Raw genomic sequence first — 14,708 nt, 5'->3', positions numbered from 1 at the left:
GCATTGTTTCGGCCCGGATCGATTTTTGGCCAATAGGCGCGAGCTTGTTCGAGTGCGTTTTTTGCGCTGTAAACTAAACGCCGAAACTCCGGTGCACTGGGCTAGGTTCAACGGGGAGAATGGATGGACATCGACATACTGGGACCCTTGGCGATTTCCCAGGGTGAAGCAATCGATCATGTGAACCTGGCACCGAAACCGAGAACCATCCTTGGCGTTCTGGGAGGCAACCCCGGCAGGCTGGTCCCCGTCACCGTGCTGGTGCGGGAGATCTGGGGGGAGACACCCCCGGCCAGCTCGCTGCGCAACATCCACACGTACGTCGTGCAGATCAGGAAGCACCTGGCGCAGGCGTGGGGCCTGCCGCGCCGCGCTGTCGCCGACAAGCTGCTGGTCACGCAGCCGGGCGGGTACGCCATCAGCGACACCCTGGTCGGCTACGACCATCAAACTTTCACCGAATTGTCCGCGCGGGGTCGCCGGGCCATCACGAACGGCGAATTACTGGAGGGAATCAATCTCCTCGCCCGCGCCCTGGCCGTCTGGCGCGGGCCGGCCTTCGCGGATGTGGTGACGGGGCCCGTACTGGAAACTCAGCGACGCCAGCTGCACGACACGCGCCTCGGTGTGGTCGAGGCGATGTCGGCGGCCCGGATAGGCGTCGGGCAGTATCACGAGGCGATTTGCGATCTGACGATTCCGGTCGCCGAGAATCCGCTTCACGAGGGGCTGCACTTCCAGTACATGCGCGCCCTCGGGATGTCCGGGAGCCGGGCGCGGGCGCTGGAGGTCTTCAACCGGCTGCGGCTCACCCTGGTGTCCGAGCTGGGGATCGAGCCCGGCGCGTCGGTACAGGACCTGCAACGCAGGATCCTCGCCTCCGCCGACCTCGCGGTCCCGGCGGGGCAGCTGCCGACCGTGGTGGCGAGGTACTGACCCGGCCGCACGCGTGCGCCCACCAGACCGGCCGGTCCGCCGCCCCGGGGCGGCGGACCGGCCGCCGGCGTCAGGAGGCCGGTCCGACCCCCCGGGTGAGCAGCCGCGCCACGGTCCGGTCGGCGAGCAGCGCCCGGTCGAACCCCCTGGTCAGCGGGGTGCGGTCGACCAGCCGGTCGATGCGCCCGGTGAGCCGCAGCGCACCGTTGTCCGGATCGAACCGGGCGTGGTCCCGGGTCCGCAGCCACCCCTCACCGCCGGCGGGCCCGGCCTCGTAGAGGTCCTCCGGAGCGGTCGGCAGCTCCAGGTACGGGCTGCGGTGCAGCTGCACCTGGAGTTCGCCCCGCACCAGCCGGACGTGCACACCGGGCGCGATCATCCCGACCGTGCCCGGGCCGAACCAGCCCGTCGGATCGGCCGCGATGATCCCGGTCTCGGTCGTGCCGTAGGCCTGTCCGATCCGCACCCCCTGGCGCTCGGCGAACGCGGTGTACACGGCGTCGTCCAGCCGGGCGCCGCCGGCGATCGCGCGCCGCAGGGCCGGCATCCGCAGGGGCCGGCTGCCCACGGCGAGCCGCACGAGGTGCTCGGTGGTGCCCGACAGGGTGTCGGCGCCGGACCGGATCGCGGCGCGCAGCACGGCCGGCACGGCGGTGCTGCGCGGGAAGACGGTCGTCGCCCCGGCGTTCATGTTGTGCAGCAGGCCGCCGATCAGGTTGAAGGAGTGTGCGAGCGAGCCGAGGACCATCACGCGCGCCCCGCTTCCCGGCATGCCCTCGATACGGCGGAAGACGTCCAGTTCGGCGAGGAGCGAGGCGGGGTCGCGCCCGATCGCCTTGGCGAAGCCGGTGCTGCCCGAGGAGAACTGCACCAGGCAGTGGTCGGTGACCGCGGGACGGCCTCCGCGCAGCCGGCGGACCAGGATCTCGCACTCGTCGCGGAAGACGTCGGGCGCCGGGCCGGCGGCGAAGGCCACGTGGAACTGGGGCCGCCCGGCGTCGAGCAGCCGGCCCAGTTCACGGCCGCTGATCCAGGGCCCCATGAGCCACACCTGGGCGCCCAGTGACCACAGCGCGAACACCGACCACACCTGCGAGAAGCTCGGGGATCCGCGCAGGGCCACGGTGGCCCCCGGGCGGATGCCGTGGGCGAGGAAGAGCCGGCGCAGGGCGGTGAACTGGGCCCGCAGTCGGCCGTAGGTCACCGGGTGGCCGGCCACTGCCCAGGGAGCGTGGTCGGGTGGCCGGGCGATGAGGTGGGCGCCCCACCAGTCGGGCGCGTCGTGGGAGGTTTCACGCACGGAGATGCTCGTTCCACTCGTCGTCGGGACCGGTGCCGTCCTCGACGGCACGCACGGAGGGTGAACGTCTTGCGTGAGCGGCGCGGGGCCGTTCGTCCCGCCCGCCGGGGCGGGCGGGACGAACGGTCCGCGGGGACGGGCAGCGCGGGGGATGTCACTGCCCGTCCCGGTCCGGGGGCCGGCGGGTCACGGGAGGTGGTGCGTCTCGAGGTCGAGCAGGTGGCGCTTGGCCTGTGCGCCGCCCGCGTAGCCGCTGAGCCGGCCGGAGGCGGCGACGATGCGGTGACAGGGCCGGATCACGCACACGGGATTGGCACCCAGGGCGCGTCCGACCGCGCGGGCCGCTCCGGGTCTGCCGAGCCGCGCCGCGAGCGCGCCGTACGTCCGGGTGTGGCCGTAGCCGACGAAGCCGTCCAGCGCGGTCACGGTGGAGCGGACGAACGGGGAGGCGGCGCGCAGGTCCACCGGCACACGGAAGGCCCGCACCCGGCCGTCGAGATAGGCGTCGAGCTCCTCGGCCGCCTGTTCCAGCAGCAGCCCGCGGGCCGGTCCCGGTGCGTCCACCCGGGCCCCGGCGCAGGCGGCGAGGTACCGTCCGGCCTCGTCCGCGTCGGCGAAGGCGCAGTACAGCACGGCCTCGTCCGACGCGGCGAGCGTCAGCGTGCCCAGGGGTGTGCGGTGCCGGACGATCGAGACCGGTAGCGGACCGGACGTCACGTCGCTGGCCATGAGGCCCTCCTTGTCGGTCGTCGCCGTGCCGTCAGGCCGCGACGGGACGGCACACGCGGCAGGCGCGGTAGCCGGCCCGGCGGGCCTCGACGGCACTGTGGAACGGACGCTGGTGCTGCGGTGTGATGCGCCGGGCGTGCGCACAGGTCGGGTGGCAGAAGATGCGCGTGGTGTCGCTGCCCAGGAGCACGGCGCCCTCCTCGGTGAACCGCGCGAGGCGCTCCATGTCGATGCCCTCGGCGGCTCGCAGGGCCCGCCCGGTGCCGGGCAGGTACGCGGCGTCGCACGGGGCGCCGTCGTCGTGGGTCACCCGGTGGCAGGGCACCAGCAGGATCACCGGGTTGGCCCGCAGCGCCTCGACGACGTCGGAGGCGTCAGGGACCGCGGCCTCCCGCGCGATCCAGCTCACCGGCCGCAGCTGCCCCACCGGGACACTCCGCACCGCTTCCAGGACTGCGCGCTGGGCGGCGGACATGTCTCCCAGATCGATCGCCAGCTTCCTGGCACGCCTGGTCCGCACAGCCGTACGCAGTCCTGGAAGCGGAACGGTGGCACGGATCGCGGTCCGCCCGGTCCGGCTCCAGTGGAGCTCCTCGAACATCTGCGTGCTCACGACCATCGTCTCCAGTACGGCGCCGGTGACGGCGTGCGGGCTGAACGCCACGTACAGCCCTCCGCTGTCCGTCTCCAGGCGCACGTACTGGTCGTAGCGGTCCTGTGCGATTCCCACGTGCCGCAGCACCCGCAGCCCGAAATCCAGCGGCGCGGGAGAAGTGAGATCGGCCAGCGCACCCTCCACGTCGGCTTCCGAAGGCGGAAGGCCCTCGTCGTTCGGACTCACTTCAGCACCTCCCTCGGGGGTGGGTCCTCGGTCTCCAGCAGGGTCCGAAGGCTACCGATGCCCCGGGACACCTGTGCCTTCACCGTGCCCACCGGGCATCCCTGGGCCTCGGCTATCTCGCCGTAACTCAGCCCGACCACGTGCCGCAGCACGACAGCCACCCGGGGGCTCTCGGGTAACTGCGTCAGCGCGGTCACCAGGCGCCCCCGGTCGTCGGCCGTGCCGGCCCGTTCCTCCGGCCCCGGGCTGCCGTCGGGCCACGACAGGCACGCGTCCTCCGCGGTCGTGACCGCCACGGGACGGCGCACGCTCGTGCGGACGTGGTTGCGCCACACGTTCGTGGCGATGGTCATCAGCCAGGCCCGGGGGCGCAGGTCCCGGCGGCGCTGTGGGGGGTAGCCCCGCAGCGCGGTGTAGGCGCGCAGGAAGGTGTCCTGCGCCAGGTCGTCCGCCTCGGCGGCGGATCCGGAGACCCGGAACAGGAACGCGCGGACCGCCGTGGCGTGGACCCGGACCAGCTCCGTGAAGCCGTCGTCGAGATCCACTGCCAGGCGCTCGGTCAGCTGCTCGGCCATCTCTTCCATCACCGTCCAGAACACCACGGTGCCGCAAAGGGTTGCATCGGGCGGCGGGGGCCGCTCATTGGCCGGGCAGCCGCACCGACTGCCGGTGGCGGAACACGTCCCCGGGGTCCCAGGTCCGCTTCACGCGCTGCAGGCGCGGATAGTTCTCGCCGTAGTAGAGCCGGTGCCAGGGCACGCCGGAGGTGTTCCAGCGCGGATCGCTCAGGTCGGCGTCCGGGTAGTTGACGTAGCAGCCGTCGGTGGCCGCGCCGGGGACGGGCACGCCACCGGTGGCCGCGAAGACGTCGCCGTAGGCGCCGCGGATCCACGCCAGGCAGTCCGCCTCGCGCGCCGGGTCGGTCCAGAAGACTCCCCACAGCGCCTTGAACGCCGAGTCGCGGTGCACGGACGCCGTCGCGTCGGGGGCGACGGCGTTGACCTGCCCGCCGAACGAACTCAGGGTGACCGCGGTGGTGGCGTTGCCCCGGTCGTCGTGGGCCAGGGCGCGGTACAGGGCCTCGATCTGCTGCGCGGTGAAGGCGCTCTTGAAGTACGCCGACTTGAAGTCGCTGTACTGGCTGGGGTCGTTGACGAGGGCGTTGGTGGTGCCGAGCAGCCGGGTGGCGTTCAGCCAGGGCAGGCGGCGGGCGGGGGCGAAGCCGGCCGGGACCGGATGCTCACCGGCGGGCAGGCCGGCGCCGCTCGGCCGGGCCCGCACGCCTGCGCCGATCTGCGCAAGAAAGGACTCCAGCAGGGCCTCGGCGCCCGGCACCGTGGCGTCGACCTGGGTGGTGAGGGCCACCGCCCCGCTCGAGCGGTGACCGAGCACGAGATAGCTGCACAGCGCGTCGTAGGGGCTTCCGGGGGCGCGGTGTGCCGCGTGCCAGCGGGCGTAGTTGCCGACCAGCGTCACGAAGTCGGCGTGGTCCAGCTCCTGCCACGACCAGGCCGACGTGGAGAGCAGGACCTCGTGCGGGGGCACGGGCAGCAGCGTGCCGGGGTCGCCCGCCGGGTCGGCGCCCGGGCTGCGGAAGAGGTAGCGGGTGACCAGGCCGAAGTTGCCGCCGCCGCCCCCGGTGTGCGCCCACCACAGGTCGCGGCGGGGATCGTCGGGTTCGCGGGTCGCGGTGACGAGACGTGCCGTGCCCGCCGCGTCGACGACGACCAGCTCCACCCCGTACAGGTGGTCGACGACCAGGCCGTCGCGCCGGCACAGCATGCCCCAGCCACCGCCCGCGACATGACCGCCCGCGCCGACGGAGAAGCAGATCCCGCCGGGGACCGTCACGCCCCAGTTCAGGTAGAGCGTCTCGTAGACGTCGAGCAGCCGCGCCCCGGCCTCGACGGCGAAGGCCCGGTGCCCGGGGTCGTAGCCGACGCGGTTCATCCCGGAGAGGTCCACGACCAGCCGCGCGTCGGGGTGGTAGACGAAGTCCTCGTAGCAGTGCCCGCCGCTGCGCACGGACAGCCGCTGCCCGGACCGGACGGCCTCCTGCACGGCGGCCAGGGCCTGTGCGGGGGTGTGCGCCAGGTGGACGGCGCGGGGCGCGGCGACCCAGCGCTGGTTCCAGCCGCGCACCAGTTCGGTGTAGCGGCGGTCCTGCGGGGTCACGGTCTGCGGCGGCAGGGCGTCCGGCTCGGTATCCGGTCCCCGGCCGAGGGCGGCGGCGGGTCCCGCGGCGAGCACGGCCGCGGTGCCGGCTCCGGCCGACGCGGTGAGGAATCTGCGCCGGCGCGTTCCTCCGGTGGGCTGCTCTGCGGCCATGTCCTGTCCCCTCGTCTCGTCGCCTCACGGCCGCCCGCCTCGGGTGGCCGGCGGGGACGCTAACCGCTGCGGGCGGGCGGAAGCGCTCGGGACAGTGCGCTCGAATTCTCTGCAACCCGGCGACGCCGGGCGGTGTTCCCCCTGCGACAGGCAACCGAACCGAAGGGGACGACATGTCCGACGTGGGGGAGATGACCGGCTCCAGGGTCGGCGCTCCGGCCGTACCGGATCGCATGACGGGCCGGCAGAAACTGGCGCTGGCGGTCCTGCTGGGCGCTCAGTTCATGCTGGCCGCAGATTTCTCCATCCTGACCGTGTCCCTGCCGGTGATCGGCGACTCGCTCGGCTTCTCGCTGGACCAGCTGCAGTGGATCACCACCGGTTTCGCCCTGCCGGCGGCGGGCTTCACGCTGCTGTTCGGCCGCATCGCCGACCTGGTCGGGCGCCGCAAGGTGTTCCTCCTCGGCATCGGGCTGCTGGCCGCCGGTTCGCTGCTGGGCGGCGTGGCGCAGTCGCCCGGTGTGCTGCTGACGGCCCGGGTGATCCAGGGCACGGCCACCGCCATCTCCGTGCCGTCCGCGCTCGCGCTGCTGACCACCACCTTCCCCGAGGGGCCGCTGCGGCAGCGTGCGCTGGGCCTCAACGGCGCCCTGCTGGGCGGTGGTTTCAGTGCCGGCGCGGTGATCGGCGGCGCGCTGACCGAGCTGTTCAGCTGGCGCTGGTCCTTCCTGATCAACGTGCCGGTGGCCGTGCTGGTCCTGATCGGTACGCTCGCGGTGCTGCCCGAAGGTCATGCGCGCACCCGGACCCGGCTGGACGTCCCCGGCGCGGCCACCGTCACGGCCGGTCTGCTGGCGCTGGTCTTCGGCATCACCCGGGCCGGTGAGGACGGCTGGGCCGACGGTCAGGTGTACGCGTGGCTGGCCGCCGCGGCCGTACTGCTGGTGGCCTTCTGGTTCGTCGAGCTGAAGAGCGCCACGCCCCTGGTCCCGGTGCGGGTGCTCAAGCGGCGCACCGTCCGGTGGGGCAACTTCGGCGGTTTCGCGTCCATCGCCATGACGACGGCGACCTCGTTCTCCACCACCCTGTACATGCAGAAGGTGCTGGACTTCCCGGCGTTCACCACGGGTGTGGTGATCGGTCTGCCCGGTCTGCTGACGGTGCTCGGCGGAACCATCGCGCCGCGCCTGCTCGGCCGCATCGGGCCGCCGGCGGTGCTGGCCCTGTCGCTCGTGGTGCAGTGCGTCGGCTACGGCGTCCTGCTGCTGCTCGGCGACGCCTCGGCCACCGGCGTGGTGCTGGTCCTGGTGGCCCTGTCGGTGGGCTTCTTCGGGCACGCCTACAGCCTGGTGTCCTACATGGTCAGCGCCACCTCGGGGCTGCCGGACGAGGAGCAGGGGCTCGCCACGGGCCTGACGACGATGAGCATGCAGATCGCCATCACGCTGGGCATCCCGGTCATCAGCGCCGTGATCACGGCGCGGGCGTCCGCTCTCGACGGGCGGTCGGCGGCCGACGCCATGCTGGGCGGCGTGCACGCGGGTGTGGCGGCGCTCTCCGCGTTCCTGCTGCTGTCCGCGCTGATCGTGTGGCTCTTCCTGGGCCGTGGCCGGGCCGCCGCCGAAGCCGAGGCGGGTGCCTGATGGGGGAACTGACGGGCAGGACCGCGCTGGTGACGGGCGCGAGCCGCGGCATCGGGCGGGCCACGGCGCAGCGCCTGGCGGCGGACGGTGCCGTGGTCGGCGTCCACTTCGCCTCCGCCGCCGGCGCGGCGGACGACGTGGTCGCCGGCATCCGGGCGGCCGGGGGCACGGCGTTCGCCGTGGGAGCCGACCTGGCCGAGCCGGAGGGTCCGCGGCTGCTGTGGTCGGCGTTCGAGGAGAAGGTCGTCGAGTTCGCGCCGAATACCGGTGTGGACATCCTGGTGAACAATGCGGCGACTTCCGTGCGGGCCACCCTGGAAGAAACCAAGCCGGACGATTACGAGCGCATGTTCGCGGTCAATGTGAGGGCCCCGTTCTTTCTCGTCCAAGAGGCGCTGGAACGATTGCGCGACGGCAGTCGCATCGTTAACGTGTCGTCAGCCGTGACCCGGACGGCCTATCCGGAAGTCATCGCCTATGCGTTGACGAAAGGGGCGCTGAACACGCTCACGCTGACCCTCGCGCAGGAACTCGGACCGCGCGGCATCACCGTGAACGCGGTTTCCCCCGGAACGATCGACACCGATGTCAACGCGAGCTGGCTGCGCGGTGCTCCCGACGCGCAGCGGCTCGTCGCGCAGCAGGCGGCCCTGCGGCGCGTGGGACAGCCGCAGGACGTGGCGGACGTGATCGCCTTCCTCGCGTCCGACCGCGCGCGCTGGGTCACCGGCCAGGTCATCGAGGCGAGCGGTGGTGCACGGCTCTGACCGGTGGACGGCGACGCGCCCGTCCTGACGAGCGAGGAGATCCAGCATGACGGTCGCGCAAGGAGAGGTCTACGAGAACCCGAGGTGCCGCGAGCGGGTGGTGATCCGCACGCCCGCGGCCGAGACCGGCGGGGAGCGCACCATCATGGACGTCTACGTCCAGCCCGGCGGTGCGGTCTCCGGTGCCCATGTCCACCCGCTCAGCGAGGAACGGTTCACGCTGGTGCGCGGGCGGGTGGCGTTCCTGGTCGACGGACGCGAGACGGTGCTCAGCGAGCCCGGTCAGAGCATCCTCATACCGCCCGGCGCCAAGCACCGCTGGTGGAACGCGGGGGACGTGGAGTCCCGGCACGTGTGCGAGCTGAAGGGCCGGGCCGACCGGTTCGAACAGCTCGTGCTGCGCCAGCTGTTCGGGCTCGCCCAGGACGGCCGGACCACCCCCGAGGGCATGCCGCACCTGCTCCAGCAGGCCGTCACCACGATGGAGTTCCAGGACGTCCTGCGCTTCACCTCGCCGGCCTGGCCGGTGCAGCGCCTGCTGTTCGGGGTGCTGGCACCCATCGCCCGCCTCGCCGGCTACCGGGGCTGCAATCCCGAGTACCTCCAGCGCAAGCCGGACGTGACCGCGGAACTGGAACCGCTTCCCGAGGAAGTGGCCGCCTGGCACTACTGAGCAGGGCGCCGCACCCCGCGGCGCGACAAAAGGACTACCACGGCGTCACGGGCCCCGCCGGGCCCGTGACGCCGTCTCCTTTTTCCGGCCGGGAATTGGTTGGTCCGGTTTCCTGTACCGGCTCTGGTGAGGATCTGGTGCGCGCAATGGGAGGCTCCTTTCATGAGGCCGAAATTGGTATCAGAGGCGCTGTACGACTACATCGTCGAGAACAGCAGTCCGGTCGACGAATTCCAGCAACGCCTGATCGAGCGGACCGCGCGGGTCGGGGAACGCTCGCGCATGCAGATCGGCACCGCCCAGGGGACGCTCTTCACGCTCCTGACCCAGCTGATGTCGGCCCGGGCGGTCATCGAGGTCGGTACGTTCACCGGCTACTCGGCCCTGGCCATCGCCAAGGGCCTGCCCGCCGACGGCCGGCTCCTCACCTGCGACGTGAACGAGGAGTGGGCGGCCATCGCGCAGGAGGCGTGGAAGGAGGCCGGGGTGGCCGACCTGATCGACTCCCGGATCGGTCCCGCCCTGGACACCCTGCGCTCCCTGCCGGCGACGCCCGACTGGGACCTGGCGTTCATCGACGCCGACAAGGACAACTACCTCGCGTACTACGAGGAGCTGGTGCCGCGCATCCGCCCCGGCGGCGCCCTTCTCGTCGACAACGTCCTCTGGTTCTCCTCGGTCGTGGACGACCCCGAGGGCGAGGGCGCGCTCATGCGCCGGGTCAACGCACACATCGCCGCCGACGCCCGCGTCGACGTGGTGATCCTGCCGATCGGTGACGGTGTGTCACTGGTCCGCAAGAAGGCCTGACGGCCGACTCGCCCGCCGCTCCCGCGAACCGGGGGCCGAGCGGTCGCACACCCACGACGGCGCCCACCCGCGCCACACCGGAGTGCCCGATGACAACCACAGCTCTGACCGGAAAATCGTTACGCCTGGCACGACTGTCCGGGACGGGGGACGGACGTTACCTGCTCGTACCGCTCGACCACTCGGTCTCCGACGGCCCCATCACCACGGCCGGCGGCTTCGAGAAGCTCGTCCACGACATCGTGGGCGGGGGCGCCGACGGCATCGTGGTCCACAAGGGCCGCGCCCGTTCGATCGACCCGGGCCTGCTGGCCTCCTGCTCGCTGGTCGTCCATCTGAGCGCCAGTACCGCGCACAGCCCCGACGTCAACGCCAAGGTCCTCGTCGGCGACGTCGAGGAGGCCCTGCGCCTGGGCGCCGACGCCGTCAGCGTGCACGTGAACATCGGCGCCGACACGGAGGCGGCCCAACTCGCCGACCTGGGAACCGTGGCCGCCGCCTGCGACCGCTGGGGCATGCCGCTGCTGGCCATGATCTATCCGCGCGGCCCCCGTGTCACCGACCCCTACGACCCGCTGCTCGTCTCGCACGTGGTCAACATCGCCGCCGACCTCGGCGTGGACGTCGTCAAGACGGTCTTCGCCTCGCCGGCACAGCGCATGGCCGAGGTCGTCGACCACTCGCCGCTGCCCATCATCGTGGCGGGCGGCGCCGGCACCTCCAGTCTCACCGACTTCACCACGGCGGCCCTGGCGGCGGGATGCCGCGGCATCGCCGTCGGGCGCCGGGTCTTCGGCTCCCCGGACCCCCGCGCCACCGTCACCGAGCTGGCCCGCATCATCCACGGCGCCGGCGACCCGCTGGTCCCCTCCTCCTCCTCGCGAATGGCAGGTGTGCTGTGAAGCTCAGCTGGATCGACATACGTTCCGTCGGATCGGCCAAGGACGCGGTCGTGGAGGAGGCGCTCCACGCACGCGTGGACGGCATCCTCGCCGCGGACCCCGCCGACCTGGCGGGCCTGCCGCCCACCGTCCGCAAGATCCTCTTCCCGCAGGGCCGTCCGCTGCCCGAGGACTTCGCACCGGCCGACATCGTCATCGTCGAACCCGGCAAGCACGGCGACCCGGCCGAACTGGCGCTGCGCCACCCGGAGCTGGAGTTCGGCCGGTACGTGGAGATCGTCGACGCGGACACCCTCGAGGACGCCTGTCGCTCCGCCCGCACCGACACATGGAGCCTGCTGTACTTCAAGGACCCGACCAAGATCCCGCTGGAGATCGTGATCGCCGCGGCGGCCCGCTCCGAGGGCAGCCTGGTCACGGTGGCCCAGGACACCGAGGAGGCCGAGATCATCTTCGGTGTTCTGGAGCACGGCTCGGACGGTGTGCTGATGGCGCCGGCCGGAGTCGGCGACGCCACCGCCCTGCGCCGGGCGGCCGAGACGGACGTACCCGACCTGGAGCTGGTGGAGCTGGAGATCACCGCCACCGCCCACGTCGGCATGGGCGACCGGGCCTGCGTGGACACGGCGACCTACTTCCGCGAGGACGAGGGCATCCTCGTCGGCTCCCACTCCAAGGGCATGATCCTGTGCGTCAGCGAGACGCACCCGCTGCCCTACATGCCGACCAGGCCGTTCCGCGTCAACGCCGGGGCCATCCACTCGTACACCCTCGGGCAGGACGAGCGGACCAACTACCTCAGCGAGCTGAAGGCCGGCAGCAAGGTCACCGCGGTGGACATCCACGGCAGGACCCGCCTGGTCACCGTGGGCCGCGTCAAGATCGAGAGCCGCCCGCTGATCTCCATCGACGCCGTCGGCCCCGACGGCCGCACCGCCAACCTGATCCTCCAGGACGACTGGCACGTGCGGGTGCTGGGCCCCGGCGGCACGGTCCTCAACAGCACCGAGCTGAAGCCCGGGGACAAGGTGCTCGGCTACCTCCCCGTCGCCGACCGGCACGTCGGCTACCCGATCGACGAGTTCTGCCTGGAGAAGTGAGCCCCGCCCGGCAGGCGACCGCCGGCCGTCCGCGCGCGGGCACCACGCCGCCCGGGGCCACGGACCCGTGGGCGCGGGACCTCGACGAGGCCCGCTGGGCGGCCGTGGTGGCGCGGGACGCGCAGGCCGACGGGGACTTCTGCTACGGAGTGCTGACCACCGGTGTCTACAGCCGCCCCTCCTGCGGGGCACGCCTGCCCGACCGGGGCAACACGGTGTTCTTCCCCGGACCGCAGGAGGCACGGCGCGCCGGCTTCCGCCCCTGCCGGCGCTGCCGGCCCGGCGACCGGCCCGCTCCCTCGGCCGGTCGGCGGGCCGTGCTCCACGCCTGCCGGCTGCTGGAACAACCGGGGCATCTCTCCCTCGACGCCCTCGCGGCACGCAGCGGGTTCAGCCGGGCCCACTTCCACCGGCTGTTCACCGCGACGACCGGGGTGACACCACGGACCTACGCCCTCGCCTGCCGCGCGGAACGGCTGCGGCAGGCGCTGGCCCGGACCAGGACCGTCACCGACGCCATCTACGAAAGCGGCTTCAACTCCACCGGCACCTTCTACGCGCTGACCCGGGACCTGCTGGGCATGACGCCCACGGCGTACCGCAACGGCGGCCGGGGAGTGCCCCTGCGCTACGCCGTCGTCCCGCACGCACACGGCGCCCTGCTCGTGGGCGCCTCCCCGGCCGGCGTCGCCTGCGTGCTGCGCGGCCCGGACGGCGACGCGCTGGCACGCCGGCTGCGCGCCCGCTACTGGGCGGCGCCGGCGCTCACACCCGACGTCCCCCTCGCCCGCCGGCTGGCGCAGGCCGTGCGGCGCGTTCCGCCGCACTCCGGCACGGCCCTCCCGCCGGACGTCGAGAGCAGAGCGCTCGAAGGAGGGCTGCGCACGCTCCTCACCCCCCGGCCCGGACCGGGCAACCGATTCCGAGAGGCACCTTCATGAACATCCTGGGGACCCACCGGTCCGTAGCGCAGCGGCTGCGCCTCACCGCCGACCCGCGGCTCGGGGCGGGGAACGTCTTCTGGCACGCCTGGCGGGTGGCCGCCGACCGGGACCGGCCGCTGGTCTTCCACCCGGACGTCACCGCCGAGGACTGGGACGAGGGCGAACTGCCCGGGTACTCGCTGGACGACATCCGGCGCACGGTGATCCGCTACGCCCACTGGTACCGCAGCCACGGCGTCCTGCCCGGCACCCATGTGGGCGTCTGCACGCGCAACGGCCTGTACGGGCTGCTGCACCACATCGCGGTGACCAGCCTCGGCGCCGTCGTGGTGCACTGCAACCCCCGCATGGCGGCGCCCACCGCCGCCGAGTACTTCACCCGTACCCGCGTCGCCGTCCTGGTGGCGGACGCCGATCTGCTGGCCGCCTGCACCGAGGCATGGGCCGGGCCGGACGGCAACCGCGCCAAGGCGATCGTGACGGAGGACATCCGCCGGCTCGACGCGACCGCCCCCCGGCCGAGCGGCCCGCTGCCCGCCTTCCCGCACCGCCACCGGGACGACGACCTGGTGATGATCTCGCACTCCTCCGGCACCACCGGCCGGCCCAAGGCCCCCGTCTTCACCCACGCCTCGTTCTTCGGCGGCCGGCGCGCCCGCCTGTGGAGCTTCCCGTCCCTGCGCTCGGACCGGATGCTGACGGCGCTGCCGCAGAGCCACTCGGCGGGCATCAGCCATCTGACCATGGCGTTGCTGCTCGGGATACCCTCGCTCGTCCTCGACGCCACCGACGGCGCGTCGCTGACCCGCGCGGTCAACCGGTTCCGCCCGACGTTCGTCCTCGGGTTCCCGCTGACCCTGGCCGAGGTCGACGTCACCCGGATCACCCCGTACGCCGCGCAGGGCATCCACACCTGGAACGGCATGGGCGACGCCTCCCACGAACGCCACATCCGGCCGCTCACGGCGGTGGGCATGCGCCGCGAGGGACGCAGGAAGGTCGCCGGCTCGGCCTACGTGGACGGACTGGGCTCCTCCGAGATGGGCATGGTCCTCTTCCGCAGCGTGCACACCCCGCAGACCTCCCGCTACGACCGGCTGATCGGACAGCCCATCAAGGCCGTGGAGCGGGCCGCCGTACTCGACGAACAGGGCCGTGAACTGCCCGACGGCGAACCGGGCCTGCTGGGCGTGGTCACCCGCAGTGTGACCCCCGGCTACTGGGACGACCCCGTGCTCAGCCAGGACAGCCTGGTGAACGGCTACTTCCTCACCGGGGACGTCGTACGGCGCGACCCGGACGGCCGCTGGTACCACCTCGACCGCACCCCGGACGTGATCCGCACGGCCGACGGCCCGGTCTACAGCCTGCCGCTGGAGGAGTCCGTACTGCTGACCACGCAGGCACTGGACGCGGCCGTGGTCGCCGTCGACGACCCCGACCGCCCCGGGACGTCGCTGCCCGCCGCCGTCGTCCTGTACCGGGACGCCGTCGAACGGTCGCCGCAGTGTCTGCTCGACGCGTGCAACGCCGCCCTGCGCCGCAAGGGCCTGCACCCCCTCGGCGCCCTGGTCGTCGCCGCGGACCGCGAGGACCTGCCGGTCGGACCGACCGGAAAGGTGCTCAAGCGGTCGCTGCGCGAACGGCACCGGCTCCTCCTCGGCGAGCCCCCTCGGCCCGGTACCGCCCACACCCGCGCGGTGACCGGGACGGCGGCGACCGGCGACCGGTGAGC

Annotated in this window: 14 protein-coding genes; 9 read left to right on the top strand and 5 right to left on the bottom strand. The window is 72.6% G+C overall.

What is annotated here, in order from left to right; genetic code table 11:
* The first annotated feature begins 123 nt into the window (after positions 1 to 123).
* Positions 124 to 936 (top strand): AfsR/SARP family transcriptional regulator, encoded by an 813-nt coding sequence (locus ACZ64A_RS09815; RefSeq protein WP_469809394.1) that lies wholly within the window; start codon positions 124 to 126, stop codon positions 934 to 936.
* A gap of 70 nt (positions 937 to 1,006) precedes the next feature.
* Here the strand turns inward: ACZ64A_RS09815 and ACZ64A_RS09810 are convergent, their stop codons facing one another.
* The 5 genes from ACZ64A_RS09810 to ACZ64A_RS09790 form a co-directional block, all read right to left on the bottom strand.
* Positions 1,007 to 2,236 (bottom strand): class I adenylate-forming enzyme family protein, encoded by a 1,230-nt coding sequence (locus ACZ64A_RS09810; protein WP_469809393.1) that lies wholly within the window; start codon positions 2,234 to 2,236, stop codon positions 1,007 to 1,009.
* Between the two features lie 186 nt (positions 2,237 to 2,422).
* Positions 2,423 to 2,965: a methylated-DNA--[protein]-cysteine S-methyltransferase gene (locus ACZ64A_RS09805; protein WP_469809391.1), complete on the bottom strand. Its 543-nt coding sequence runs from the start codon at positions 2,963 to 2,965 to the stop codon at positions 2,423 to 2,425.
* 31 nt (positions 2,966 to 2,996) lie between these two features.
* Positions 2,997 to 3,806, bottom strand: coding sequence for an MGMT family protein (locus tag ACZ64A_RS09800; RefSeq protein ID WP_469809390.1), 810 nt, complete (start codon positions 3,804 to 3,806; stop codon positions 2,997 to 2,999).
* Positions 3,803 to 4,390, bottom strand: coding sequence for an RNA polymerase sigma factor (locus ACZ64A_RS09795; RefSeq protein WP_469810150.1), 588 nt, complete (start codon positions 4,388 to 4,390; stop codon positions 3,803 to 3,805). Before ACZ64A_RS09795 ends, ACZ64A_RS09800 begins: the two co-directional genes overlap by 4 nt.
* Before the next feature lie 55 nt (positions 4,391 to 4,445).
* Positions 4,446 to 6,134: an FAD-binding oxidoreductase gene (locus ACZ64A_RS09790; protein ID WP_469809389.1), complete on the bottom strand. Its 1,689-nt coding sequence runs from the start codon at positions 6,132 to 6,134 to the stop codon at positions 4,446 to 4,448.
* Between the two features lie 173 nt (positions 6,135 to 6,307).
* Here ACZ64A_RS09790 and ACZ64A_RS09785 point away from each other — a divergent pair, with 173 nt between their 5' ends.
* The 8 genes from ACZ64A_RS09785 (at position 6,308) to ACZ64A_RS09750 (ending at position 14,706) form a co-directional block, all read left to right on the top strand.
* The gene (locus tag ACZ64A_RS09785; RefSeq protein WP_469809388.1) at positions 6,308 to 7,777 is read left to right on the top strand and encodes an MFS transporter; all 1,470 of its coding nucleotides are present in this window, start codon (positions 6,308 to 6,310) and stop codon (positions 7,775 to 7,777) included.
* Complete coding sequence (locus ACZ64A_RS09780) at positions 7,777 to 8,544, top strand: SDR family oxidoreductase (RefSeq protein ID WP_469809387.1); 768 nt, start codon at positions 7,777 to 7,779, stop codon at positions 8,542 to 8,544. Before ACZ64A_RS09785 ends, ACZ64A_RS09780 begins: the two co-directional genes overlap by 1 nt.
* 46 nt (positions 8,545 to 8,590) lie before the next feature.
* Positions 8,591 to 9,217, top strand: a complete 627-nt coding sequence (locus ACZ64A_RS09775) for a cupin domain-containing protein (protein ID WP_469809386.1) — start codon at positions 8,591 to 8,593, stop codon at positions 9,215 to 9,217.
* A gap of 162 nt (positions 9,218 to 9,379) precedes the next feature.
* Entirely contained in the window at positions 9,380 to 10,027 is a 648-nt protein-coding gene (locus ACZ64A_RS09770) for an O-methyltransferase (RefSeq protein WP_469809384.1), read from the top strand.
* A gap of 89 nt (positions 10,028 to 10,116) precedes the next feature.
* On the top strand, positions 10,117 to 10,929 hold the full coding sequence (locus ACZ64A_RS09765) for a 2-amino-3,7-dideoxy-D-threo-hept-6-ulosonate synthase (RefSeq protein ID WP_469809383.1): 813 nt from the start codon (positions 10,117 to 10,119) through the stop codon (positions 10,927 to 10,929).
* Positions 10,926 to 12,029, top strand: a complete 1,104-nt coding sequence (locus ACZ64A_RS09760; protein ID WP_469809382.1) for a 3-dehydroquinate synthase II family protein — start codon at positions 10,926 to 10,928, stop codon at positions 12,027 to 12,029. Before ACZ64A_RS09765 ends, ACZ64A_RS09760 begins: the two co-directional genes overlap by 4 nt.
* The gene (locus ACZ64A_RS09755) at positions 12,026 to 12,970 is read left to right on the top strand and encodes a bifunctional transcriptional activator/DNA repair enzyme AdaA (RefSeq protein ID WP_469809381.1); all 945 of its coding nucleotides are present in this window, start codon (positions 12,026 to 12,028) and stop codon (positions 12,968 to 12,970) included. Before ACZ64A_RS09760 ends, ACZ64A_RS09755 begins: the two co-directional genes overlap by 4 nt.
* On the top strand, positions 12,967 to 14,706 hold the full coding sequence (locus ACZ64A_RS09750) for a class I adenylate-forming enzyme family protein (RefSeq protein WP_469809380.1): 1,740 nt from the start codon (positions 12,967 to 12,969) through the stop codon (positions 14,704 to 14,706). Before ACZ64A_RS09755 ends, ACZ64A_RS09750 begins: the two co-directional genes overlap by 4 nt.
* Positions 14,707 to 14,708: the final 2 nt, after the last annotated feature.

Source organism: Streptomyces sp. NPDC104814, from assembly GCF_055583185.1.
Note: the sequence above shows the minus strand (reverse complement) of the source record. Positions and strands in the feature narration are given on the sequence as shown.

What these genes read in the sequence shown, in the direction of transcription:
- ACZ64A_RS09750 (WP_469809380.1), top strand. Translation starts at nt 12,967, where the DNA reads ATGAACATCCTGGGGACCCACCGGTCCGTAGCGCAGCGGCTGCGCCTC.
- ACZ64A_RS09770 (WP_469809384.1), top strand. Translation starts at nt 9,380, where the DNA reads ATGAGGCCGAAATTGGTATCAGAGGCGCTGTACGACTACATCGTCGAG.
- ACZ64A_RS09815 (WP_469809394.1), top strand. Translation starts at nt 124, where the DNA reads ATGGACATCGACATACTGGGACCCTTGGCGATTTCCCAGGGTGAAGCA.
- ACZ64A_RS09765 (WP_469809383.1), top strand. Translation starts at nt 10,117, where the DNA reads ATGACAACCACAGCTCTGACCGGAAAATCGTTACGCCTGGCACGACTG.
- ACZ64A_RS09785 (WP_469809388.1), top strand. Translation starts at nt 6,308, where the DNA reads ATGTCCGACGTGGGGGAGATGACCGGCTCCAGGGTCGGCGCTCCGGCC.
- ACZ64A_RS09795 (WP_469810150.1), bottom strand. Translation starts at nt 4,390, where the DNA reads ATGGAAGAGATGGCCGAGCAGCTGACCGAGCGCCTGGCAGTGGATCTC.
- ACZ64A_RS09805 (WP_469809391.1), bottom strand. Translation starts at nt 2,965, where the DNA reads ATGGCCAGCGACGTGACGTCCGGTCCGCTACCGGTCTCGATCGTCCGG.
- ACZ64A_RS09775 (WP_469809386.1), top strand. Translation starts at nt 8,591, where the DNA reads ATGACGGTCGCGCAAGGAGAGGTCTACGAGAACCCGAGGTGCCGCGAG.
- ACZ64A_RS09780 (WP_469809387.1), top strand. Translation starts at nt 7,777, where the DNA reads ATGGGGGAACTGACGGGCAGGACCGCGCTGGTGACGGGCGCGAGCCGC.
- ACZ64A_RS09790 (WP_469809389.1), bottom strand. Translation starts at nt 6,134, where the DNA reads ATGGCCGCAGAGCAGCCCACCGGAGGAACGCGCCGGCGCAGATTCCTC.